Below are 24,090 nucleotides of genomic sequence, written 5' to 3' on the forward strand. Positions count from 1 at the left end.
GATGTTCGCCGGTGTGAAACAGCGGCGGCGCGCCGCGCCGCCTTGCTGCATGCCGGGCGCAGCCGCCGCCCCGGACGGGGCCGGCGGCGCACCTAGGCTTACTTGATGCTCTTTTCGAACTTCTCGAGCAGTTCGTTACCGCGCGACACCATGGTCTTGACGCTGTCCTGGGCGCTGGCCTTGCCGGACATGATGCGTTCGATCTCCTGGTCTTCGATTTCGCGGATCTGCGGCAAGAAGCCCAGGCGCAAGCCGCGCGATTGCGCGGTGGTTTCGACGTTGAGCTGCTGTACGCCCACTTCCGTGCCGGGGTTCTTGTCGTAGAAACCTTGCTTCTTGGTAAGTTCGTAGGCCGCCTTGGTGACGGGCACGTAGCCGGTCTGCTGGTGCCAGCGGGCGGCGATTTCCGGGCTGGCCAGGAAATGGAAGAACTTGGTCACGCCCTTGTAGACTTCGGGCTTCTTGTTGGCGAACACCCACAGAGACGCGCCGCCGATGATGGTGTTCTGCGGGGCGCCGGACACGTCTGCGTAGTAGGGCAGCGTGGACGTGCCGAATTCGAACTTGGCGTTCTTCGAGATATTGGCGCGCAAGCCGCTCGAGCCGGTGATCATGGCGCACTTGCCGCCGATGAACAGCGAGTTGGGCTGGTCGCCGCGCCCGCCGTACATGAAGATGCCTTCTTTGGCGAGCTTGGCCAGGTTGTCCAGGTGCCGTACGTGCAGGGGCGTATCGAAGGCCAGGCGCGCGTTGAGTCCGCCGAAGCCGTTGTCTTCGGTGGCGTAGGGCACGTTGTGCCAGGCCGAAAAGGTTTCGAGTTGCACCCACGACGGCCACGACGTGGTGTAGCCGCATTCCTGTCCGGCGGCCTTGAGTTTCTGCCCGGCTGCGGCCAGTTCTTCCCAGGTCTTGGGCGGCTTTTCGGGGTCGAGGCCGGCTTTCTTGAAGGCGTCTTTGTTGTAGTAGAAGACGACCGTCGAGCTGTTGAACGGCATCGAGATCAGCTTGCCGTCGCGCGACGAGTAGTATCCGGCCACTGCGCCGATGAAGGCCTTGGGATCGAGCGGTTCGCCGGCTTCTTCGGACATCTGTTGCACCGGCTTGATGGCGCCCCGGGCGTACATCATCGTGGCGGTGCCCACTTCGAACACCTGCAGGATGTCGGGGGCGTTGCCGGCGCGGAACGCGGCGATGCCGGCGTTCATGGATTCGCCGTAATTGCCTTTATATACGGCGTTGATCTTGTAGTCGGAGTTTTTCTGGTTGAACTCCTGGACGAGCTCGTTGACGCGCTCGCCCAGCGCGCCTTCCATGGAGTGCCAGAACTGGATCTCGGTGACGGCCTGGGCGGATGTGGCGGCAAAAGCCGCGCACAGGGCTGCTACGGTCAAGGCTAAGCGGTGCGATCGCATGGAAGGTCCTCCAGTTTGCGTTGCCACGGGCAGCGTATCTGCCATGGAAAACACGACACCTTATGTACGGTATATGACAAAGTCGTGACTTTTACATCACAGGCTAGCGCTGTCAAATACTGACAGCGTACGTCAAGCCTGCGGATTCAGGCGTGTTGGAAAGTATCGGGATCGGGCAGTGACGGGGCCGGCTCAGCGGGCGGGGTGTTGCAGGGTGGCCGGGCGCGCCAGGTTCCACATCAGCGCCCGGAACGGCGCCAGCATGCCGAGGTTGACGGCCAGCTTGATGGCCAGGTCGCCCAGCATCCAGGTGACCCACGGCGTGCCGGTGGCGGCGAAGGCCACGCTGAAGAATACGGCCGTATCGAGCACGGCACCCACAGTTCCCGACAGCAAGGGGGCCTGCCACCAGCGCCGCTCGCGAAGGCGGTCGAAAACCTGGATGTCGGCCAGTTGGGCGCAAATATAGGCCAGGCCCGATGCCATCGCGATGCGCGGCGAGGCCACCCATACCGACACCACCAGCGCGGCGCCGAAACCTACCCAGGCGACGCGCCGCGCCGCCGCAGGCCCGAACCGGCGGTTGAGCACGTCGGTGACAAGGAAGGCCACGGGATACGAAAGCCCGCCCCAGGTGAGCCAGTCGTTCAGCGGCACCTGGACCAGGATATTGGAGCCGACCACGATCAGCCCCATGCAGAACACCGCCACGGCATACTGCCGCGCGGTCATGGGCTGGAAGTCGTGGGATCGGGTCATTTGCCGAATTCGCTGGCCAGCTCGCGCGAGCGTTGCGCGGCCGCCTGCAAGGCGCGTTCTACCACGGCCGGCAGATCGGCCTGCTGGAGGACTTGCAGCGCCGCTGCGGTGGTCCCCCCCTTGGAGGTAACCCTTTCGCGCAGCAGGGAGGGCGGATCGTCGGATTGTGCGGCCAGCCGGGTGGCGCCCGCCAGGGTGCCCAGGGCGAGCTGGCGCGCCTGGTCGGGGGTCAGGCCCACGGAGACGCCGCCCGCGATCAGGGCTTCCAGGAACAGGAATACGTAGGCAGGGCCGCTGCCCGACAGGGCGGTGACGGCGTCCAGCGCGGCGTCATCCTGAACCCATACGACCTGGCCTACGGAGCCCAGCAGTTCTTCGGCCAGCTTGCGGCCGGCGCTGTCCACGCCCGGCAGGGCGGCCAGGCCGGTGACACCGGCGCCCACCAGGGCGGGTGTGTTGGGCATGCAGCGCACCAGATTGCGCCAGGGGTCGTCAGGCGTGCCCAGCCAGCCTGCGAGCGTGTCCGCGCGTATGCCGGCGGCCACGCTGATGACCAGGGTGCCGGGTTGCAGCCAGGGGCGGGTTGCGGCCACCGCGTCGCGCAGTTGCTGGGGTTTGACCGCGTATATCCATACGTTGCAGCGCTGCAGTGTTGCGTCCGGCGTTGCCGAGGCTGTGGCCCCACGGGCGCGCCAGCTTTCCTGCACGTCGGGGCTGGGGTCGAGGGCGTGCAGGTTGCCCGCCGGGCAGGTCCTGCCGGCCAGGCCGGCCGCCAGCGCCGTAGCCATATTGCCGCCGCCAATAAAGGCGATAGAGATCTGAGAGTCCATGGGACGCAATTGTAGCCGCCGGCAGCCGCGCGGCGTGGGTGGCCCGAGCAGCGTGTCGCCGGTTCGGTGTCTGACACCTTGGGGTGTCAGACACCCTGGTGGGGAGGGCGGTGCTGGGTCGGGCGGTGTCTGACACCTTGGGGTGTCAGACACCCTTGTGGGGAGGGCGGTGCTGGTGCGGGCGGTGTCTGACACCTTGGGTGTCAGACACCCTGGTGGGGAGGGCGGCGCTGGGTCGGGCGGTGTCTGACACCTTGGGTGTCAGACACCCAACTTCGGGGCAGGGACGGGGACGGTTTGCGGCGCTCGTTACGGGGGAAATCGTGTGTACGGGGCTGTGTACATGGAGCGCTGCGCCGGGCGGTTTTTGCAATTTTTGCGTCGACAGCGTCCCTATTTATTGATGGATCCCGAAATATTGGGGAATACACGCAGTGACACCGCAAGGTCGTGCTTTCAGAATACCGCCCACGCTGTACTTTTGCCCAAGAAGCCGGCAATGGTCGCATCGGGCCGCCAGGCACCCCCCAGCGCCTCCGCTACCGGCCAAAGCTGTCCATCCCTATCGCTGGAGAATCCGAATGAAGCTTCTGCAACGCGTTACCCCAGTCGCCATGGCTTTTGGGGCGCTGCTCCTGGCCGGCGCGGCCCAGGCGGCCGATACGATCAAGATCGGCATCCCGCAGCCCATGACCGGGCCCAACACCCAATACGGGACGCAGATCCAGGCCGGCGCGCTGACTGCTATCGAAACCATCAACGCCCAAGGGGGCGTCAAAGGCAAGAAGCTCGAACCCATTCTTATTGACGATGGCTGCGAACCCAAGCAGGCCGTGCCCGCGGCCAACCGCGTGGTCAATTCGGGAGCCAAGTTCGCCGTGGCGCACGCCTGCTCGGGCGTGACCGTGCCGGCGGTGAACGTCTACGAACAAGAAGGCATCGTGGCCATTACCCCGGGCGCCACCTCGCCGCTGGTTACCGACACCACCAAGCCGCACTTCTTCTTCCGCACCATTGGCCGCGACGACCAGCAAGGCCCGTTTGCCGCGCGTTATATCGCCAATACGCTCAAGCCGCAGAAAGTCGCGGTGCTGCATGACAAGCAGACGTACGGCTCGGGCGTGGCCACCCAGGTGAAGGATTCGCTGGAAAAGAACAAGGTCAACGTCGTGATGTTCGAAGGCATCAACGTTGGCGACAGCGATTATTCGGCCGTGATCACCAAGCTCAAGAGCGCGGGTGTGGACCTGGTGTATTTCGGCGGCTACCACCCGGAACTGGGCCTGCTGCTGCGCCAGTCGCGTGAACAGGGCCTGGATGTGCAGTTCATGGGCCCTGAAGGCACCGCCAACCAGGACCTGGTTGCCATCGCCGGCCCGGCCATCGACGGCCTGCTGGTGACGCTGCCGTCCGACTTCACCAAGCTGCCCGGCAACGAAGGCATCGTCAAAGCCTTCCGTGACGCCAAGCGCGATCCCGATGGCGCGTTCCAGATGCCCGCCTATGCCGCCGTGCAGATCCTGGCCAAGAGCATCGACGCCGTGGGCGAAGACCCCGCCAAGGTCGCAGACTACATGCACAAGACCGCCTTCGACACCGCCATCGGCAAAGTCGAGTACGACGCCAAGGGCGACCTGAAGGACTTTGAATTCGCCGTCTTCAAGTGGGACAAAGACGGCAAGAAGACCCAGCTGTAAACTCGCGCCGTCCCGGCCATCCGCCGGGACTTGTTCGCACGCCCAGGTTTCCGGCTCCGGGTCGTTCTACCGGAGCCGGAACCATTTGGAGCATAGGTATTCCATCCATGTCAGACCTTATCCCTCAACTTACCCAGCAGGTCTTCAATGGCCTTTCGCTGGGCGCGATCTACGCGCTGATCGCCATCGGCTACACGATGGTCTACGGCATCATCGGTATGATCAACTTTGCCCACGGCGAGATCTACATGATCGGCGCCTACGTGGGCCTGGTAACCCTGACCGCCATCGGCACCAATAGCGGGTTGCCCCTGCCATTCCTGATCGCGGCGATGCTGCTCGTTGCGATAGCCGTCACGGGCGTGTATGGGTTCAGCGTCGAGCGCGTGGCCTACCGCCCCGTGCGCGGCAGCCAGCGTCTGGTGGCATTGATTTCCGCCATCGGCATGTCGATTTTCCTGCAGAACTGGGTGGCCCTGGGCCAAGGCGCGCGAGACATGGCCGTGCCTTCGCTGATTTCCGGCTCGCTGCAGTTCCAGATGGGCTCGGAGTTCGACGTGACGCTGCCGTATTCACGCATGATGATCATCGTGGTCACCGTGCTGCTGATGGTGGCGCTGTGGTTATTCATCAAGCATTCGCGCATGGGCCGGGCGTCGCGCGCCTGCTCGCAGGACATGCACATGGCGAACCTGCTGGGCATCGACACCAACCGGGTGATTTCTTTCACCTTCATATTGGGCGCCATGCTGGCGGCCGTGGGGGGCGTGCTCATCGCCATCACGATCGGCAAGCTCAACCCGTTCATCGGCTTCCTGGCCGGCATCAAGGCGTTTACCGCCGCAGTGCTGGGCGGTATCGGCAGCATTCCCGGCGCGATGCTGGGCGGAGTGCTGCTGGGGCTGGCCGAGACGCTGGCCGCAGCATATATCTCGTCCCAATACAAAGACATTGTGGCGTTTTCGCTGCTGGTGCTGATCCTGCTGTTCCGTCCTTCCGGACTGCTCGGCAAACCTGAGGTGGAAAAAGTCTGATGGCCAACCACACCCTAAAGAACGCGACGATGGCGGCCGTGCTGACGGCCATCATCGTCATGCCGGTGTTCGGGCTGCAGCTGGTTCGCCAGGGCGCTCGCACCCATCTGGAAGCCCACTGGGAAATGGTGGCCCTGGCTGCCGCTGTGGTGTTTGTTTTTCAACTGGTGCGCCCTTGGCTGGCCAAGCCCTTCCAGCGGCTCAAGACCAGCATTCCCGTGTTGCCGGCAGCGCCTGCCAAGGGCAATAAGTGGATCATCGCGCTGCTGATCCTGGCGGCCGTGGTCTGGCCGTTTTTCAGCGGCCGCAGCTCGGTCGACATCGCCACCCTGGTGCTGATCTACGTCATGCTGGGGCTGGGCCTGAATATCGTGGTGGGCTTTGCCGGCCTGCTGGATCTTGGTTTTGTCGGCTTTTACGCGGTGGGCGCCTATACGTATGCGCTGCTGTATCACTGGGCTGACTGGGGGTTCTGGCAAGCCTTGCCGCTGGCAGGCGCCATGGCGGCACTGTTCGGGTTCCTGCTGGGCTTCCCAGTATTGCGCCTGCGCGGCGACTACCTTGCCATCGTGACGCTGGGCTTTGGCGAGATCATCCGCCTGCTGCTCATCAACCTGAACTTCATCACGGGCGGCCCGGATGGCATCTCGGGCATTCCCAAGCCCACCGTGTTCGGCATGGAAATGTCGCGCCGCGCCAGCGAAGAGGGCGGGCGTACCTTCCACGACATCATGGGATGGACGTTCGACAACCAGCACATGGTGAACTATCTGTACCTGATGGCGCTGGCGCTGGCCTTGCTGACGCTGTTCGTATCCACGCGGCTGATCCGCATGCCGGTCGGGCGCGCATGGGAAGCTTTGCGTGAAGACGAGATCGCATGCCGCTCGCTGGGCCTGAACCCCACGCGCATCAAGCTGTCGGCGTTTACGCTGGGCGCGATGTTCGCGGGCTTTGGTGGCGCGTTCTTCGCGGCGCGGCAGGGCATGGTCAACCCCGAATCGTTCACCTTCATCGAGTCGGCGCTGATTCTGGCCATAGTGGTGCTGGGCGGCATGGGCTCCCAGGTGGGCGTGATTCTGGCCGCGATTCTGCTGACCGTGTTGCCGGAAGTGGCGCGCGAGTTCGCCGAGTATCGGATGCTGATTTTCGGCCTGGTGATGGTGCTGATGATGATGTGGCGTCCACAAGGGCTGTTGCCCATGAAGCGTCCCCATGTGGAGCTGGCCAAATGAGCGAAGTATTGTTGAAAGTAGCCGGGCTGAGCATGCGGTTCGGCGGCCTGCTGGCCGTCGACCGCGTGGGTTTCGAGGTCCGCCGCGATGAAGTCTTTGCCATTATCGGCCCCAACGGCGCGGGCAAGACGACGGTGTTCAACTGCGTGGGCGGCTTTTACAAGCCCACCGCCGGCGAGATCGTCATGGACGATAAGCCGATCACCGGCTTGCCCAGCCACAAAGTGGCCCGCCACGGATTGGTTCGCACCTTCCAGAACGTGCGCCTCTTCAAGCAGCTGACGGTGCTGGAAAACCTGCTGGTGGCGCAGCACACGCAGGTGGAGTCGCGCCTGCTGCCCGGCCTGCTCAAGCTGAAGTCGTACCGCGAGTCAGAAGACGCGGCGTTGGCGCGGGCTGCGCACTGGCTCGATTTCATGGGCCTGCGCGAATACGCCAACCGCGAGGCAGGCTATCTGGCCTATGGCCACCAGCGGCGGCTGGAGATCGCGCGGTGCATGATCACCAAGCCGCGCCTGTTGATGCTGGACGAGCCCGCGGCCGGCCTGAACCCGCAGGAAAAACGCGATCTGCAACAGCTGATAGACCAGCTGCGCCGCGAATTCGGCGTGGCGGTTTTGCTGATCGAGCACGATATGAGCCTGATCATGGGTATATCCGACCGGATCCTGGTCATGGAACATGGCAAGCCGATCACCACGGGCACGCCCGAGCAGGTGCGCAGTGACGAGCGCGTCATCAAGGCGTACCTGGGGGAAGAATGATGCTGAAGCTGGACAACATCCATACGTATTACGGCGCCATCCAGGCCTTGAACGGCGTGTCGGTAGAAGTCAACAAGGGCGAGATCGTGACGCTGATCGGCGCCAACGGGGCCGGCAAGACCACGCTGCTGATGACGGTGTGCGGCAACCCGCGCGCGCGTGAAGGCACGATCACCTTCGAGGGCGAAGACATTACCCGCAAGGAAACGCACCACATCATGCGTTCGGGTATTGCCATATCGCCAGAGGGCCGGCGCGTGTTCAAGGATCTGACGGTGTCCGAGAACCTGATGATGGGCGGGTTTTTCGCGAGCCGCGATGCTATCCAGGCGGGCCTGGAGCACGTGTACGGCCTGTTCCCGCGCCTGAAAGAGCGGGCCAACCAGCGCGCAGGCCTGATGTCGGGTGGCGAACAGCAGATGCTGGCCATCGGACGCGCGCTGATGACGCAACCCAAGCTGCTGCTGCTGGATGAGCCTACGCTGGGGCTTGCGCCTTTGATCATCGCGCAGATCTTCGACATCATCCGCACCATCCGCGAGCAGGGCGTCACCGTGTTCCTGGTGGAACAGAACGCCCACAAGGCGCTGCAGGTTGCCGACCGTGGCTATGTGCTGGAAAACGGCCGGGTGGTGCTGCAGGACTCCGGCGCCAACCTGCTGGCCAACGACGCGGTACGCAAGGCATACCTGGGCGGCTGACGGCGTCGGCCGCTGGTTCCTTTGGTGTCTGACACCCTTTGGGAGTCAGACTCCTGGGGCGAGGGTGGTGATGCCGTGTTGGTGTCTGACACCCTTCGGGAGTCAGACACCTGGGGCGAGGGGTGGTGAGGCCGTGTTGGTGTCTGACACCCTTCGGGAGTCAGACACCTGGGCGAAGGTGGTGAGGCCGTGTTGGTGTCTGACACCCTTTGGGAGTCAGACACCTGGGCGAGGGGGGTGATGCCGTGTTGGTGTCTGACACCCTTCGGGAGTCAGACACCTGGGCGAGGGGGGATGCCGTGTTGGTGTCTGACTCCCGAAGGGTGTCAGACACCTGGGCGCGAGGGGCCTGGGGTCTCTGACACGTTTTGTCGCGCGATGTGGCGGGGGGCATGTAGTACAGTTTCAGGGCCCCATGCACGCTGCGAGGTGCTTCATGTCGAGATTTTCATCTTGCCGGGCCTGGCCCCGGTTCGTGGCGTCCGCCGCCGGATTGGCCGTGTTGCTGGCGGGCGGTGCGCCCGTCGGGGCCCAGACGCAGGCGCCCGAACCTGTGCGGGCCCAAGCCCGGGTAACCACCTTGGCCAAAGGCCTGGAACATCCGTGGTCGCTGGCGTTTCTGCCGGGCGGCGGCATGCTGATCACCGAGCGTGCCGGACGCTTGCGGCATTGGGATGCCCAGGCCGGCCTGTCTCAGCCGTTGTCGGGCCTGCCCGAGGTTCATGCAAGCGGGCAGGGTGGCCTTCTGGATGTGGTGCTGTCGCCCGACTTCGAGCAGGACCGCCTGGTGTATCTGTCGTACGCCGAGTCCGATGGCGACCGCAGCGGCACGGCGGTGGGCCGCGGCCGCTTGTCTGCCGATGCGCGCGGCCTGGAAGACTTCACGGTGGTTTTCCGCCAGGAACCCAAGTTATCCAGCGGCCAGCACTATGGCGGCAGGATGCTGTTCGGCAAGGATGGCCTGCTGTACATCGCGCTGGGCGAGAACAACCGCCGGCCGACCGCGCAAGACCTGGACAAGTTGCAGGGCAAGATTGTGCGCATCCACCCCGACGGCCAGGTGCCGCGCGACAACCCGTTCGCGGGCCGGGCCGGCGCGCGCGCCGAGATCTGGACGTACGGCATGCGCAATCCGCAAGGCATGGCGCTGAACCCCTGGACGGGCGAACTATGGGAACACGAGCACGGGCCGCGCGGCGGCGATGAAATCAATATCGTGCAGCCGGGCCTTAACTACGGCTGGCCGCTGGCCACGCACGGCATCAATTATTCCGGCTTTGCCATCCCGGAAGCCAAGGGAACGAGCCAGCCCGGCATGCAGGGCCCGCTGTACTGGTGGAAGAAATCCCCGGCCATCAGCGGCATGGCTTTTTACGACGCCGACCGCTATCCCGAATGGCGGGAATCGCTGTTCATCGGCGCCCTGGGCGGCCAGGAACTGATCCGCCTGCAACTGCGGGGCGGCAAGGAAATCATCGCAGAGGAACGCTTGCTGCACGACCTGAACGCGCGCATACGCGATGTGCGCCAGGGGCCGGATGGCGAAGTGTACGTCTTGACCGACGCGGGTGACGGCGCGCTGTTGCGCGTGGCCCCCGCCACACAGGAAGGCAGGCAATGAGCACCTACGAGCTTATCGGATCGCGCGGCTGTGGTTCGGCGATCATAGAAATGGCGCTGGACCTGGCCGCTATCCCGTACACAGTGACCGACTTGCCGTACCTGAAGCCCGGGCCCGGCCGGGACCGGTTGCTGCGCCTGAACGCGACGGGGCAGGTTCCCACCCTGGTATTGCCCGGTGGAGAAGTAATGACGGAAAGCGCGGCGATGGTACTGCACATCAGCGATGTCGCGCCTGGAGCGGGCCTGGTGCCGCCTTCGGACAGCACCGACCGGCAGCGGTTCTGGCATTTGCTGATGCGCATCGTGGGCGCGGTATATCCCACGTTCACGTATGCGGACGAGCCAGCCAAATGGACGACTCCGGGCGACCCCGCGGAACTGCTGCGCACGCGCGTGCATACCCGGCGCGCCGAGCTATGGCAAGAAATAGACCGCCTGGCGGGGGCGCCCCATGCGCTGGGGCGCCGGTTCAGCGCGCTGGATCTGTATATATCGGTGATGATACGTTGGCGTCCGGGGCCGGCCTGGTTCAAGGAAAACTGCCCCGCGCTGTATGCGATTGCCGAGCAGGCGGCCGCCCAGCCGGACGTGGGCAAGGTGCTGGCGCGCCATTTCGACCCGCCCCTGGAGTAGCAAGGCCTCGCCCAGGCGTCAGGCGGAACGCCACGCCGCCCAGGCGACCATGCCCCAGGCCAGCAGAAATGCCACGCCGCCCAGCGGCGTGATGGCGCCCAGCCACCGCGTGCCGGTGCTTGCCAGCAGGTAAAGGCTGCCGCTGAAAAGCACGATGCCGGCAAACATGACCACCCCGGCGGTGGACAGCAGCGCCGAGCCGAAACGCGCACCCAGCAGAGCCACGACGAACAAGCCCAGTGCGTGGACCAGGTGATACAGCACGCCCGTCTGCCAGACAGCCAGCAAATCGGGAGACAGTACCCGCTTGAGTCCATGCGCCCCGAACGCGCCCGCGCCCACGGCGGCGATCATGTTCAGCGCGGCGAGGATGGTGAGTTGTCGATCGGTCATGTGATTTCCTTGGTATGTGCGGTACAGGGGCGGGGCGGCATGCCGTACAGCGTGCCCGCGCCCGCGGGATTATCGATTGCGCCGGATCAGGGTGGACTTGCCGAAGAGGCTTTGCGCGAGTTCGGTGGCCAGAACGGCGGTTTTGTTGCGCACGTCCAGCGCGGGATTGAGTTCGACGATATCCAGTGAACCCAGCAGGCCGGTGTCGGCGATCATTTCCATGCACAGCTGGGCTTCGCGATATGTGGGGCCGCCCGGAATGCTGGTTGCAACGGCGGGTGCGATTTCCGGGTCGAGAAAGTCGACGTCGAAGCTCACGTGCAGATGCGTGCCGGGGGCCAGGTCGCCAAGGGCGGCCTCGATGACGGCGCGCATTCCGAGCTCATCGATGGTGCGCATGTCGTATACCTGGATGCCGGCGGCGTCGATCAGTTGCTTTTCGCCTTCGTCGACGCTGCGGATACCGATCTGGCGTATCCAGTCCGGTTGCAGCGCGGGGGCATGGCCCGCCAGCGCAGTCAGGGCCGCCGGCCCGTGGCCGCACAGACAGGCGACCGGCATGCCATGCATATTGCCGGACGGCGTGTGCGCGTGAGTGTTGAAATCGGCATGCGCATCGAACCACAGCACGCGCAACGGTTTGCCCGCGCTTTGGCAATGCCGCGCCACGGCGCTGATCGATCCGATGGCCAGGCAGTGGTCGCCCCCCATCAGCACCGGCAGGCGGCCGCGTCGCAGTTCGGTATGCACGGCGTCATGTACCTGTCTGTTCCAGGCGATCACTTCGGGCAGGTGGCGATGGCCGTCGGCGGGGGGGAGCTCGGGGTTGGCCGGGCCGGGCAGGTTGCCGGCGTCTTCGACGTGGTGCCCCAGCGCGCGCAGCGCCTGGGCCAGCCCTGCGACGCGCAAGGCTTCCGGCCCCATCGACGCGCCGCGCGAGCCGGCGCCTACGTCGGTGGGCGCGCCCAGAAGCGTAATGGCGCGCGACGCGGCAGGGGCAGTCGGGTGGATGCTGGACACGATGGCAGACTCCGGTTCGCCGCGGGGAAAGGCGGCTGGGCTACCGGTATCTTATCGATGTGGATGCGCAGCGCAAGCCGCGACGGGGGAGCCCAGGTCATGCGCAGGGGCATCGGGCGGGTTGGGGCGGCGCTGCGGCACAATGACGGTTTCTGCTTTATCGCCCCGGGGGCGTACCTGCATCATGTTCCAGAAACTCACGGCCGGCCTTGCCGCATTGTTGTTCCTGCTGTCGATGGGTGGCGCGGCCGGCGCCGCATCAGAGCGGCCGCTGCGCATAGGCGTCATTCCCAGTGTCGCAAACGAGGCAACGGAAATCGCCATTGCCCAGGCCGGCAAGCAGGGGCTGAAAGTAGAGCTGGTGGAGTTCAGCGACTGGGTCATGCCCAATATTGCCGCTGCCGAGGGTTCGATCGACGCGAATTTCTTCCAGCACGAGCCGTTCTTGCAACTGTTCAACCGCAGCCGGGGCACCAATCTCACGCCCATTGCTTACGGCTATTCCACCACCATAGGTTTGTTTTCCAAGCGGCTGAAACGGGGCGACCCCGTGCCGCAGGGCGCGCGCATTGCAATCCCCAACGACCCGGTCAACGCGGGGCGAGCACTGCTGCTGTTGCAGTCGATGGGCTTGCTGGTGCTGCGCACCGGCGCCGACCATCAGGCCACGATGCAGGACATCGTCGCCAATCCGAAGCAACTGGCGCTGATCCAGGTGGAAGGTTCGCAATCGGCGCGTACGTTCGATGACGTGACCGCGTCGGTGACCTACACGACCTTTGCCAAGCATGCGGGTATCGACGAAAAGGACGGCCTGGCGTTTGACAACACTGACCCGGAAAACGTGCGGCGCTACGCCATCCGGTGGGTGACGCGGCCCGAACAGGCGCAGGATCCGCGTCTGCTTGAGTTCATCCGCATCTATCAGCAGTCGCCGGAGGTCAAGGCAAAGCTGCGCCAGCTGTACGGCGACCTGATTGATTTTCCGTGGTAGCGGCCAGGCCGTGGCCCGGCCCAGCGCTCAGGCCGGCATGGCCATGAGTTCGCCCATGCGCACGGGCCCGCGCACCGACGGCGTGTCGGTCCAGCGGACGCGGTTGGGGCCGAACAGCACGATGACGGTGGAGCCCAGCTTGAACAACCCCATTTCCGCGCCTTTTTCCAGGTGGATGGGCGCCCGGGACGCGGCGTCGTAGCGCCAGTGGCGGATGCGCCGCTTGTACGGCGTGATCAGCCCGCCCCATACCGTTTCGATGGACGCCACGATCATGGCGCCCACCAGCACCATGGCCATGGGGCCGTATTCGGTGTCGAACAGGCAGGCGACCCGCTCGTTGCGGGCGAAGAGTTCGGGCACATGGGACGCCGTCAGCGGATTGACCGAGAACAGGCGGCCGGGCACGTGCACCATTTCGCGCAGGGTGCCGGCGCAAGGCATGTGCACCCGGTGATAGTCGCGCGGCGAAAGATAGATGGTGGCGAAATCGCCGCCGATGAACGGCGTCGCGCGCTCGGGCTCGCCGCCCAGCAGGTTGGTCAGACTGTACGAGTGCCCCTTGGCCTGGAAAATGCGGCCGTGCTCAATGGGGCCGAGCTGGCTGATGGCGCCGTCGACCGGGCAGATTACGCCGCCCGGTTCGGCATCCAAGGGGCGGGCGCCGGGCCTGAGCTTGCGGGTGAAGAACTGGTTGAAAGTTTCGTAGGCCAACGGATCCTGCAGCTGGGCTTCGCTCATGTCTACGCCGTATCGGCGCACGAAGCGCGAGATCATCCAGTTCTTGACGGCGGGCGTGCGGCAATCTGCGGCATGGCCCATCAGGCGCGACACCAGGTGATGGGGCGCCAGATATTGGCTGGCAAGAAAAAGCTGGTCTTTGAAAAGCATGGAATCCGTTTGAAAGTACTGCCAAGGAGGGGGCTAGGAATGTTACTTGGTATAGCCACCTGGCGCCAGTTGGACAGCTTCAGGCGCGCGGCAGAGGCGCTATCGCGATGCCGTCGGGGATGTGCAGCACGCGTTCCCGCTGTATCTGGCGCGAGGCAAAGCCGGTATGGCGGCTTGCGGCGTTGCGAAGCAGCACCGACAGCACGGAGCCCTTGTCCTGGATCCATCGCGTCTTGCCTTGCAGCAGCCGCATGGCGGCTTCGGGGGGGCCCAGGCGGAAGCTGGTGCCGTTGATGACGATGGTGTGCTTGCCGTCGAAATGCGACGCCGGCTGGTCGATGATGGCCGCGGCGTCAAGGTTGTTCGTGCCGTGGTCGACGCGATACAGGAAGGTGATCTGGTTATAAGGATCGCAGACGGCGACGAGCTTTTCGGAGCCCGACACGTCCGAAATCATGCCGAGCAGCGGCGACTCGACCAGGAAACTGCCGCGCTGTTCTTCGGTGTAGACCAGGATAGTGGGTGGGACTTCGGCAGCAGATTCGGACATGGCGGGCAAGGCAGGGACGCTAATCCGAGATTCTAGCCTACATGCAAACTTTTGTTACGGTTGGTGGGAGGGAATGGATTCGTTCATTCGGGGGGTGTCTGACACCCTTGGGTGTCAGACACCTGGCGCGGGTGTGCGGTGGTATGGGCTGCGGTTGCGTTCAGTTGGGGGGTGTCTGACACCTTTGGGTGTCAGACACCTGGCGCGGGTGTGCGGTGGTATGGGCTGCGGTTGCGTTCATTGGGGGGTGTCTGACACCTTTGGGTGTCAGACACCTGGCGCGGGTGTGCGGTGGTATGGGCTGCGGTTGCGTTCATTGGGGGTGTCTGACACCGTTGGGTGTCAGACACCTGGCGCGGGGACGCGGTGGTATGGGGCTGCGGTTGCGTTCATTGGGAGGTGTCTGACACCCTTGGGTGTCAGACACCTGGCGATCCGGCGCCGCGGTGTCAGGCCAGGCTGATCCAGGTGGTTTTCAGGTCGCTGTATTTGTCCAGGGCGTGCAGGGATTTGTCGCGGCCGAAGCCCGACTGCTTGACGCCGCCGAACGGCACGGTGATGTCGCCCTCGGCATAGCAGTTGACCCAGACCAGGCCCGCGCGCAGGCGGCGCGACAGACGATGGGCGCGGCTGAGGTTGGCCGTCCAGAGGCCGGCGCCCAGACCGTAGATCGAGTCGTTGGCCAATGCGATGGCTTCGTCTTCGGTGGTAAAGCGCTGGGCGGCGAGCACCGGACCGAAAATTTCTTCGCGCATCAGCGAGTTGTCGGGGCTGGTGCAGTCAAAGATGGTGGGTTCGATGTAGTAGCCGCCGCTGTCGCCCAGCACCCGGTTGCCGCCCACGCGCAGTGAAACTCCGCCTTCACGCTGTCCGGCGTCGATGCGCGCCAGCACCGACTGCATCTGGCGCTCGTCGACCATGGCTCCGATGACGCTGGCTGGGTCCAGAGGGTCGCCCGGCCGCATGGCGCGGGCATGCGCCGTGACACGTTCCAGGAATTCATCGTATATGCCCGCCTGCACATACAGGCGCGAGCCGGCGATGCAGACTTCGCCCTGGTTCACAAAAATGCCCGCCGCCGCGGCCAGCGCCGCCCGGTCCAGGTCGGGGCAGTCGTCGAACACGATGTGGGGCGATTTGCCGCCGCATTCCAGCCAGACGCGCTTCAGGTTGGATTGGCCGGCATATTGCATGAAGCGCTTGCCGGTAGCCGTGGACCCTGTAAAGGCCACGCAATCGACGTCGGGATGCAGGCCCAGCGCCTGGCCGGCCTGCGCGCCGAAGCCGGGCACTACGTTGAACACGCCCGGCGGGATGCCGGCCTGCGCGGCCAGGTCCGCCAGCATGATCGCGCTGAGCGACGACTGCTCGGCAGGCTTCAGGATCACGCTGTTGCCGGCCGCCAGGGCCGGCGCGACCTTCCAGGCCGCCATCAGCAGCGGGTAGTTCCAGGGAACGACCGCCGCCACGACGCCCAATGGCTCACGCGTGACGGTGGCCAGCGACTCGCCGCCGGTGGGGGCGATTTCGTCGTATATCTTGTCGACGGCTTCACCGAACCAGGCGTAGCAGTGCGCCGTTTCCGGCAGATCGAAGGCGAGCGCGTCGCGTATCGGCTTGCCCATATCCAGCGTCTCGACCAGCGCCAGCGTTTCGGTGTGTTCGGTAATGAGCGCGGCCAGGCGCTGCAGCCGGGTCTTGCGTTCGCGCGGGGGCAGGTCGCGCCACACGCCCGACTCGAAGGCGTGCCGCGCCGCTCGTACGGCGCGGTCGACATCGGCCTCTCCACAAGCGGCCACGTCGGCCAGCTTGCGGCCATCGATGGGACTGTGCGCGGCGAAGGTGGCGCCGTCCAGCGCATCGACGTAAGCGCCGTCGATATAGGCCTGGCCGCGCAGGGTCAGGGTGGCGGCCTTGGCGCGCCAGTATTCAAGATCGTGCAAAGTCATGGGAAGTCTCCTGTCGGGTCGCGCTTCAGCTTGCGATGCCGGCGCGCTTGAGCATGGCGTCGAGCAGCACGTTGCAACCGGCTTCCAGGTGGTCGGGGCGCGCGTCTTCGATTTCGTTGTGGCTGATGCCATCTTTGCACGGCACGAAGATCATTGCCGTGGGGGCCACGGCCGCCATGTACACCGCATCGTGGCCCGCACCCGTGACGATGTCCATGCGGGGCAGGTTGCGGGCGGCCGCGCCGTCGCGGATTTTGCCCACCAGATCCGGGTCGAAGGGCGTGGGCGGGAAGTACTGCACATCTTTCACTTCGACGGTAACGCCGTGGCGGGTGGCGATATCCTGGGCGGCCTGCTTCCACGTTTCGTGCATGCGGGTGAGCGTGGCTTCGTCTTCGTGACGCAGGTCTACCGTCATGCGCACCTGACCGGGAATCACGTTGCGCGAGCCGGGGTGTGCGTGGATCTCGCCCACCGTGCCACGGCCATGCGGCTGGTTGGCGTTGGCGATGTCGATCACTGCCTGCACCAGGTAGCTGGCTGCCAGCAGCGCATCTTTGCGTATGGCCATGGGCGTCGGGCCTGCGTGCATTTCCATGCCCGTGACCACGACGTCGTACCAGCGCAGGCCCAGCGATCCGGTGACCACGCCGATCACCTTGTCTTCGTGTTCAAGAATGGGGCCTTGTTCGATGTGCGCCTCGAAGTAGGCATCCACGGGGCGGCCGCCCACGGGATCGGCGCCCGCATAGCCGATGGCCTGCAGCTCGTCGCGCACAGATTTGCCGTCCGCATCGCGCGCGTTCAGCGCGGTCTCGAGCGGAAACTTACCCGCGAACACGCCGGAGCCCATCATCACCGGCACGAATCGAGACCCTTCCTCGTTGGTCCAGATGGCAAGTTCCAGTGGCGCCTCGGTCTGCACGCCGGCATCGTTGAGCGTACGCATGACCTCAAGGCCGGCCAGCACACCGTAACAGCCGTCGAATTTTCCGCCCGTGGGCTGGGTGTCGATATGGCTGCCAGTCATCACCGCAGGCAGGGCGTCATTGCGGCCGGCGCGGCGCGCGAAGATATTGCCCACTTGATCCACGCGGACGGTCAGGCCGGCATCTTTCATCCAGCCGACCACCAGGTCGCGCCCCTGGCCGTCGAGCGCGGTCAGTGCCAACCGGCAATTGCCGCCCTTGGGCGTGGCGCCGATTTTTGCAAGGTCCATCAGCGACTGCCAGAGCCGCTTGCCGTCAATGGATATGGTCGGAGTCGTCATCGTGAAGGTCCTTTCAGGAAAAGGCGGGCGTAGCCCGAGATGCCAGCGCGTCGGCCCGGATGGCGGCCAGAGATTGGCCCGGGGCGATGCCGTCGGGGTCGTAGCGGAGTTCGAGCAGGGCGGGCAGGTTCTCCCGTTCGGCAAACGCGCGGGCGCGGGCAAACGCGGGCCCGAAATCGGCAGTGCGCTCTACGGCTTCGCCGTAGCCGCCATAGCCCTTGATAATTTGCGTGAAGTCCGGGTTGTCGAAGCCCAGCGCGATGTCACGGCCGGGAAAATCGCGTTCCTGGTGGGCGCGGATCGTGCCCCACATGCCGTTATTGAACACCAGAACGATGATGCCCAGCCGGTATTGCATGGCTACTCCCAGTTCCTGCATATTCATCTGGAAGCAGCCGTCGCCCGCATAGCACACTACCGTCTGCGCCGGGTTTTCCAGCTTGGCGGCGATTGCAGCGGGCAGGCCGTACCCCATGGCCCCGACCGTGGGCGCCAGGCTGGTGCCAAGGCCCGTGAACTGACGGTATCGATGCGGGTACAGCGCATAGTTGCCCGCCCCGACGGTGATGCAGGCATCGGCGGGAAGCTGCGCGTTGACGTGGGCGGCGGCCTCGTCCAGGCTGAGCTCGCCCGGCGCGGGCAGCGGCGCGAGGCTGGCAAGGTACTCGGCGTGCGCGCCGCGCACGGCATCGGCGCGGCTGGCGGCATGGCCGGGGTTCAGGCCGTCGAGCGCGGCGGCGAAGGCCGTCATGCTGCTGGCGATGCCCAGTGTCGGCGCGAATACCCGGCCCAGTTCGCCGGGATCGGGGTACACATGCACCAGTTTCTGGCGCGGCAGCGGGCTTTCGATGAGCGTGTAGCCTTCGGTAGTGGCCTCGCCCAGGCGCGTGCCCACGGCCAGCAGCAGGTCGGCGTCCAGGACACGCTTGCGCAGCTCCGGCGTCATGGCCCAGCCCACCTGGCCGGCCGCATTGGCATGGCGCTGGTCATAGCATTCCAGGCGACGCCAGGCCGTGCCCACCGGCAGTTCGAAGCGTTCGGCGAACGCGGCCACCTGTGCGATGGCGTCACCCGTCCAGCCGCTGCCGCCCACCAGGAGAAACGGGCGCTGCGCCTGGTCCAGCAGTTCAACCATGCGCTCCAGGTCGTCGGCGCCCGGGTGGAGCGGGGTACGTGCGTAGCGCGGCAGGTCGGGCACGCAGGCCTGACCCCACAGGACATCTTCGGGCAGCGCCAGCACCACCGGGCCGGGCCGGCCGCTGGTGGCCACCCTGAAGGCGCGCGATACATATTCGGGAATGCGGTCGGTGCGGTCGATCTGCGCGACCCACTTGGCCATCTGCCCGAACATGCGGCGGTAGTCGATTTCCTGGAAAGCTTCGCGTTCGTAGAAGTCGTTGCCCACCTGGCCAACAAACAGGATCATCGGCGTCGAATCCTGAAACGCCGTGTGCACCCCGATGCTGGCGTTGGTGGCGCCAGGTCCGCGCGTCACGAAGCAGATGCCGGGCTCGCCGGTGAGCTTGCCATGGGCTTCGGCCATATAGGCCGCGCCGCTTTCTTGCCGGCATACCACAGGCTGGATCGCGCCGGCATGCTCGTTCAGGGCGTCAATGCACGGCAAGTAGCTTTCGCCAGCCACCATGAATACGCGATGCACGCCATGCGCGCGCAACTGCTGCATGAGAATCTGGCCGCCATTGCGCGAAGGCTGGATTGCGGGGGTCATACAAAGTCTCCTAGGACGCCGGATGCGTCACGGCATGCCATTCTTCGAATTCGGCATGGCGCGCCAGCAGGCGGCGCGCCGTGTTGTAGTCGGGCGGATCGATGGGTGCGCCGGCATCCGGCTCGCCGCGCTTCTGCGCCTCGTACGCCAGCACAAGGGCCCGGGCCGACCGGACTTCCGCGGCATTGGGCGTGAAGGCGGCATGTATGGCCGGCACTTGCTCGGCAAACACCGCGCACTTGGACTTCAGCCCGATGCGGCGGGCCCAGCGCAGATCGTCTGCCAGGGCCCGGGGGTCGCGGTAGTTGAAAGGGCAATCGATGGGCACGCAACCGGCGGCCGCGCAGTCGACCAGGAAGCGGCTGCGCAGCGCGTGCAGCTCGATGCCATCCGGGCCGCGTTCGGCGCCGAGATCGGCGGTGAGATCTTCGGCGGCCAACAGGCAAGCCGACACGCGGTCGCTGGCGCCCAGGATCTCGATCGCACGGCTGACGCCCCGGGCCGATTCCAGCGTGGGCACGATTTCGGTGCGGCCGGCGGCCAGGCCGAACTCGGCTTCGCAGGCCGCAATGGCCTCGTCCAGCGCGCGGATCTGCTCGGCATTTTCGGCATGCGGCAGCAATATGGCGTCGGGCGCGCCAGGCATGATGCCGCGCAGGTCGGCCAGCCCGTCGCCGGCCAGGGTGTTGATACGCACCGCGGCCACCGTGCCGCGCGCGCGGCACAGTTTGAACAGCGCCACGATGCGCTGGCGCGCGGCGGGCCGGTCGGCAGGCGCGGTGAACTCTTCCAGGTCGGCCACCAGCACGTCGGCGCCGCTTTCCAGCCCGCGCCGCTGGGCAGCCTCGTCCAGGCCGGGCACGAACATCCAGCTGCGGCGCAGCCGGGCAGGGCGCAAGGGGAGAAGTTCAGGTTTCATTGGACGTGCCTGGGCAAGTACAGGACAAGTTCGGGAACAAACGTAAGCAGCAGCATCACGGCGGTCATGGCCAGCATCATCCAGGTAAGCGGCCGCAGGGTCTGCATCATGTTGATGCCGCCGATCTTGCATGCAGCCATCAGGTCGACGCCCACGGGCGGCGTGTTGGCGCCGATGGCCATGTTGATGGACAGCAGAATGCCGAAGTGAACCGGGTCGATGTTGTAGTGGGCGAGCACCGGCATGACCACGGGGGCCACGATGATGATGACCGGAATGGCTTCCATGAATGTGCCCAGCAGCAACAGCACCACCGTCAGGATCAGCAGCACGGCGGTCTTGCTGTCGGTGAAGTGGACCAGCATCTGCGACAGCGCCTGGGGCACCTGTTCGGCCACCAGGATCCAGGCGAACAGCCCGGATGCGCCGATGAGCAGAAGGATGGCCGCGCTGCCTTCGCCGGTGGACTTCAGGCTTTCCCAGACCGTGCGCAGGGTAAGGCTGCGGTACCAGAAGAAGCCCACGAGCAAGGCGTACACAATGGCGCTGGAAGCGGCTTCGGTGGCTGTGAAGACACCCATGCGGATGCCGCCGACGATCAGCACCGGAACCATCAGTGCAGGCAGGGCGCCGGCCAGCGCCGAGCGCAGTTCGGCCCAGCTGAACGGATCGCCGCCGGCCCAGTTGTATTTGCGGGCCTGCCAGATGGCCACCACGATCAGGGATATCCCCAGCAAAATGCCAGGAATAATGCCCGCCAGGAACAGTTTGCCTACCGATGTGTCGGTAATGGTGCCGTACACAATGAGCACGATACTGGGCGGAATGATGGTCGAGGCGGCGCCCGCGCTGCCGACCAGCGCGCAACTGAAACCCTTGTCGTAGCCGCTTCGAGCCATGGCGGGCAGCAGCAGGCTGCCAATGGCGATGACGTCTGCCACGCCCGAGCCCGACAAGGCGCCGAACATCATGCACGCCAGCACCGCCACCACGGCCAGGCCGCCGCGGATATCGCCGACGATCGCCGCGCACAGGCGCACGATGCGTTGCGTCAGGCCGGCGCCGTTCATCAGCTGCGCGGCCAGGATGAAAAGAGGGATCGCCAGCAGCGTGAAGCTGTCGAGCCCCGCCACATATTGCTGCGCAGCCAGCATCATCGGGGCGGTGTCGTACACGGCAAGATAGGCCAGGCACGACAACACCAGCCCGAAGGCGATGGGCATGTCGATCAGCACCGTGACGGTGAATACGCCCATGAGAAAGAGGGCACCCATTGACATCTTATTGGTCCTTCGAGGCGGCGTCGCGGGCCGCGAGTAATTGGGACACGTGCACCAGCACCGCGGCCGCGCACGCCACGGGCAAGGCCATATAGACCATGCCGGCCGACACGTTCAGCGCGGGCAGGGTCTGGTCTATGGTGAGCTGGGCGAGCTGCCAGCCGGCATAGCCGAGCACGCCCAGGCCGATGATGATCAGCAGCTGGTTCAGGCGCTCGACGAAATCGAGCGTGCGGCGGTTGCGTACAAAGAAGGGCAGCAATCCGGCCAGCAGGTGGGTTCGTTCATGGCTGCAGGTGACTCCGCCGATAAACGCGGCCCACACCAGCACCAGGCGAGGCAGCTCTTCGGCCCAGTGCGGCGTTTCGTGCGTGACGAAACGCTGGAATACGACATACGTGATAAGCGCGGCCAGCACGGCCACCGCCACAGCGGCGATGGCCTTGCTGACCCACGACAGCAGGTCGGCAAGGCGCAGCAGCATTATTGACCTTCGCGGTACTTCTGCAGCACCGACATCAGGTCGGCGCCGTAGATGGGTTCATAGGTTTTCCAGACCGGCGCCACGGCGGCGATGAACGGCGCCTTGTCGACCTCGTTGACCTGCATTCCCTTTTCTTTCAGGCGCGCCACATACTCGGCATCGCTTTCGGTGATCATCTTGCGTTGTTCGTCGCGCCACTTGTCGGCGGCCGCCTGCACGACCTTCTGGTCTTCGGGCGAAATGCGGTTCCAGGTGTGCTTGGCCACGATCAGGCTGGCCGGACCCCATACGTGGCCGGTCAGCGACAAGTACTTCTGCACTTCGAAGAATGACGAGGTGTAGATGATCGACAAGGGGTTTTCCTGCGCGTCGAACACCTTCTGCTGCAGGGCGGAATACAACTCGCCGAAGGCCAGCGGCGCGGGATTGGCGCCCAGGGCGGTGAAGGTATCCAGGCGCATCTTGTCGGGCGTGACGCGCGTCTTCAGGCCGTCGAGGTCGGCCGGCGTGTTGATCGGGCCGCGATTGTTGGTCAGGTGGCGAAAGCCGTTTTCCCACCAGGACAGGATCACCAGGTTCTTGGCCGCTGCCAGTTTGGCCAGCGCCTCTCCCAGCTCGCCGTCATAGGCCGCGTAGGCTTGCCGGGCGTCCTTCCAGGTGTAGGGCAGCTCGACGATGCCGAACTTCGGCTCCACCGGCTGCAGCGAACCCGAGCCGATGATGGCCGCGCCCTGGCTGCCGATCTGCAGGCCTTCGATCATGGTCTTTTCGTTGCCCAGCTGGCCGCTGGGGTAGAGCACGAAGTTGACGCGGCCGTCGGTCTTTTCCTTGACGTCGGCGGCGAACCCTTCGGCCGCTTTGTGCCAGCTATGGCTGGGCGCCAGCACGTGGCCCAGCTTGATGTCCAGAGCCTGGGCGGGAGCGGCGAGGGCGATGCCGGCGGTAGCCAGCAGGGTGGTGAGAGTACGGGTCAGCTGCATGGTTTTCACCTTGGGATGTTGTTGTCTAGGGGCCTTTCGGGCGGGATGGCGACAGCTAGCGCAGGCCGCCGCTGCCGAAATCTTCTCGCAGGCGTGCCAGGATGCCGACCAGGTGATCGTGCATGGCGTGGCGCGCCCGTATGGGGTCGCGATCGACAATGGCGGACAGGATGCGTTCGTGTTCCTGGTGCGCCGCCTGCCAGACCTGGGTGGTGACGAAGTGTTCTTCCAGGCGGCTGAATACCGGGCTGGCGGTGCTCAGCTGCCAGATGTGCGAAATGGCGGAAGCCAGCGCGGCATTGCCGCAGGCCTCGGCAATCGCGCCATGGAAAGCGCGATCGTGCGTGCCGGGGGAGTCGGCCAGCGACATGGCGCGATGAGCCGCCTGGATCGCCGCGATCTGCTCGGCAGAACCGCGCTGGGCGGCGAGCGACACGCATTCGGGCTCTAGCAGGAGCCGGGTTTCAAGCAGGTCGAAGGGCCCGATATCGCTGGGCTCGGTCGCCACGGGCCCGGCAGCCGTCGCCGGGCCATACTTGCCGTCTTCGCGCGGCGCAAGGACGAACACGCCGGTGCCTACGCGCACTTCGACATATCCCTCGATTTCCAGGGCAATGAGGGCTTCGCGGATGGAAGAGCGGCTGACCTGCAGCTGCTCGGCCAGATCCCGTTCGGCCGGCAGGCGCGAGCCGGCGGGGAAATCGCCGGCGCGTATGCGGCTGGCGATCTGGTCGGCGATCATGCGATAGAGCCGCGTCACCGCGACGGCGTGGAACGTGCTCATGGGCCTGGATGCCTGGTGGCCTAGTGGTCAGGCCACTGACTTTACACAAGCGCTGCCGTCTTTCCCACTGGGGAAAACCATAGCCCCCGGCATGCGTCTTGCGCCGGCCACGGTGCCGCGCGTCCGCGCGGCGCCAACCGCATCCGGAGATCTGTGTAT

At 65.3% G+C, this 24,090-nt stretch carries 23 protein-coding genes; 8 read left to right on the forward strand and 15 right to left on the reverse strand.

Annotated elements, in window-relative coordinates; translation table 11 throughout:
• Positions 1 to 98: 98 nt before the first annotated feature.
• From ugpB to proC, 3 genes are all read right to left on the reverse strand, one after another.
• A complete protein-coding gene (gene ugpB, locus CAL18_RS06445) occupies positions 99 to 1,412 on the reverse strand; it encodes a sn-glycerol-3-phosphate ABC transporter substrate-binding protein UgpB (protein ID WP_026641335.1) in 1,314 nt (437 codons plus the stop codon).
• Positions 1,413 to 1,604: 192 nt separating this feature from the next.
• Complete coding sequence (locus CAL18_RS06450) at positions 1,605 to 2,171, reverse strand: queuosine precursor transporter (RefSeq protein WP_026641336.1); 567 nt, start codon at positions 2,169 to 2,171, stop codon at positions 1,605 to 1,607.
• A complete protein-coding gene (gene proC / locus CAL18_RS06455; RefSeq protein ID WP_026641337.1) occupies positions 2,168 to 3,001 on the reverse strand; it encodes a pyrroline-5-carboxylate reductase in 834 nt (277 codons plus the stop codon). The genes CAL18_RS06450 and proC overlap by 4 nt, the downstream gene beginning before the upstream one ends.
• Positions 3,002 to 3,582: 581 nt before the next feature.
• Here proC and CAL18_RS06460 point away from each other — a divergent pair.
• From CAL18_RS06460 to CAL18_RS06490, 7 genes are all read left to right on the forward strand, one after another.
• Positions 3,583 to 4,698 carry a branched-chain amino acid ABC transporter substrate-binding protein gene (locus tag CAL18_RS06460; RefSeq protein WP_026641338.1) on the forward strand — a complete coding sequence of 372 codons (1,116 nt, stop codon included), beginning with the start codon at positions 3,583 to 3,585 and terminating at the stop codon, positions 4,696 to 4,698.
• Between the two features lie 107 nt (positions 4,699 to 4,805).
• A complete protein-coding gene (gene livH / locus CAL18_RS06465) occupies positions 4,806 to 5,732 on the forward strand; it encodes a high-affinity branched-chain amino acid ABC transporter permease LivH (protein WP_026641339.1) in 927 nt (308 codons plus the stop codon).
• A complete protein-coding gene (locus CAL18_RS06470; RefSeq protein WP_026641340.1) occupies positions 5,732 to 6,967 on the forward strand; it encodes a high-affinity branched-chain amino acid ABC transporter permease LivM in 1,236 nt (411 codons plus the stop codon). The genes livH and CAL18_RS06470 overlap by 1 nt, the downstream gene beginning before the upstream one ends.
• Positions 6,964 to 7,731: a high-affinity branched-chain amino acid ABC transporter ATP-binding protein LivG gene (gene livG, locus CAL18_RS06475; protein ID WP_094817550.1), complete on the forward strand. Its 768-nt coding sequence runs from the start codon at positions 6,964 to 6,966 to the stop codon at positions 7,729 to 7,731. The genes CAL18_RS06470 and livG overlap by 4 nt, the downstream gene beginning before the upstream one ends.
• On the forward strand, positions 7,731 to 8,432 hold the full coding sequence (locus CAL18_RS06480) for an ABC transporter ATP-binding protein (protein ID WP_026641342.1): 702 nt from the start codon (positions 7,731 to 7,733) through the stop codon (positions 8,430 to 8,432). The genes livG and CAL18_RS06480 overlap by 1 nt, the downstream gene beginning before the upstream one ends.
• Positions 8,433 to 8,868: 436 nt before the next feature.
• Positions 8,869 to 10,053 (forward strand): PQQ-dependent sugar dehydrogenase, encoded by a 1,185-nt coding sequence (locus tag CAL18_RS06485; protein ID WP_081745784.1) that lies wholly within the window; start codon positions 8,869 to 8,871, stop codon positions 10,051 to 10,053.
• A complete protein-coding gene (locus tag CAL18_RS06490) occupies positions 10,050 to 10,688 on the forward strand; it encodes a glutathione S-transferase family protein (RefSeq protein WP_026641344.1) in 639 nt (212 codons plus the stop codon). Before CAL18_RS06485 ends, CAL18_RS06490 begins: the two co-directional genes overlap by 4 nt.
• Positions 10,689 to 10,706: 18 nt before the next feature.
• Here the strand turns inward: CAL18_RS06490 and CAL18_RS06495 are convergent, their stop codons facing one another.
• Entirely contained in the window at positions 10,707 to 11,081 is a 375-nt protein-coding gene (locus CAL18_RS06495) for a DUF423 domain-containing protein (RefSeq protein ID WP_026641345.1), read from the reverse strand.
• 69 nt (positions 11,082 to 11,150) lie between these two features.
• Positions 11,151 to 12,101: an arginase gene (gene rocF / locus CAL18_RS06500; protein ID WP_231494618.1), complete on the reverse strand. Its 951-nt coding sequence runs from the start codon at positions 12,099 to 12,101 to the stop codon at positions 11,151 to 11,153.
• A gap of 184 nt (positions 12,102 to 12,285) precedes the next feature.
• On the opposite strand from rocF, the gene CAL18_RS06505 reads away from it, so the two are divergent.
• Positions 12,286 to 13,095 carry a MetQ/NlpA family ABC transporter substrate-binding protein gene (locus CAL18_RS06505; RefSeq protein ID WP_094817551.1) on the forward strand — a complete coding sequence of 270 codons (810 nt, stop codon included), beginning with the start codon at positions 12,286 to 12,288 and terminating at the stop codon, positions 13,093 to 13,095.
• A gap of 27 nt (positions 13,096 to 13,122) precedes the next feature.
• Here the strand turns inward: CAL18_RS06505 and asd are convergent, their stop codons facing one another.
• The 10 genes from asd to CAL18_RS06555 all read right to left on the reverse strand — a co-directional run bounded on the left by asd (position 13,123) and on the right by CAL18_RS06555 (position 23,931).
• Positions 13,123 to 13,986, reverse strand: a complete 864-nt coding sequence (gene asd, locus CAL18_RS06510; RefSeq protein ID WP_026641348.1) for an archaetidylserine decarboxylase — start codon at positions 13,984 to 13,986, stop codon at positions 13,123 to 13,125.
• A gap of 79 nt (positions 13,987 to 14,065) precedes the next feature.
• On the reverse strand, positions 14,066 to 14,536 hold the full coding sequence (locus CAL18_RS06515; RefSeq protein ID WP_094796500.1) for a hypothetical protein: 471 nt from the start codon (positions 14,534 to 14,536) through the stop codon (positions 14,066 to 14,068).
• Between the two features lie 449 nt (positions 14,537 to 14,985).
• The gene (locus CAL18_RS06520) at positions 14,986 to 16,485 is read right to left on the reverse strand and encodes an aldehyde dehydrogenase (RefSeq protein ID WP_094817552.1); all 1,500 of its coding nucleotides are present in this window, start codon (positions 16,483 to 16,485) and stop codon (positions 14,986 to 14,988) included.
• Positions 16,486 to 16,510: 25 nt separating this feature from the next.
• Entirely contained in the window at positions 16,511 to 17,755 is a 1,245-nt protein-coding gene (locus CAL18_RS06525) for a Zn-dependent hydrolase (RefSeq protein WP_026641351.1), read from the reverse strand.
• 13 nt (positions 17,756 to 17,768) lie between these two features.
• Positions 17,769 to 19,484, reverse strand: a complete 1,716-nt coding sequence (locus tag CAL18_RS06530; RefSeq protein ID WP_094817553.1) for a thiamine pyrophosphate-binding protein — start codon at positions 19,482 to 19,484, stop codon at positions 17,769 to 17,771.
• 10 nt (positions 19,485 to 19,494) lie between these two features.
• The gene (locus tag CAL18_RS06535) at positions 19,495 to 20,403 is read right to left on the reverse strand and encodes an HpcH/HpaI aldolase/citrate lyase family protein (protein WP_026641353.1); all 909 of its coding nucleotides are present in this window, start codon (positions 20,401 to 20,403) and stop codon (positions 19,495 to 19,497) included.
• Entirely contained in the window at positions 20,400 to 21,683 is a 1,284-nt protein-coding gene (locus tag CAL18_RS06540; protein WP_026641354.1) for a TRAP transporter large permease, read from the reverse strand. The genes CAL18_RS06535 and CAL18_RS06540 overlap by 4 nt, the downstream gene beginning before the upstream one ends.
• Before the next feature lies 1 nt (position 21,684).
• Complete coding sequence (locus CAL18_RS06545) at positions 21,685 to 22,167, reverse strand: TRAP transporter small permease (protein WP_026641355.1); 483 nt, start codon at positions 22,165 to 22,167, stop codon at positions 21,685 to 21,687.
• Complete coding sequence (locus tag CAL18_RS06550; protein ID WP_026641356.1) at positions 22,167 to 23,147, reverse strand: DctP family TRAP transporter solute-binding subunit; 981 nt, start codon at positions 23,145 to 23,147, stop codon at positions 22,167 to 22,169. The genes CAL18_RS06545 and CAL18_RS06550 overlap by 1 nt, the downstream gene beginning before the upstream one ends.
• Positions 23,148 to 23,202: 55 nt before the next feature.
• Entirely contained in the window at positions 23,203 to 23,931 is a 729-nt protein-coding gene (locus CAL18_RS06555) for a FadR/GntR family transcriptional regulator (RefSeq protein WP_026641357.1), read from the reverse strand.
• Between the last annotated feature and the right edge of the window lie 159 nt (positions 23,932 to 24,090).

Source organism: Bordetella genomosp. 7 (genome assembly GCF_002261415.1).
GTDB lineage: Bacteria > Pseudomonadota > Gammaproteobacteria > Burkholderiales > Burkholderiaceae_B > Bordetella_A.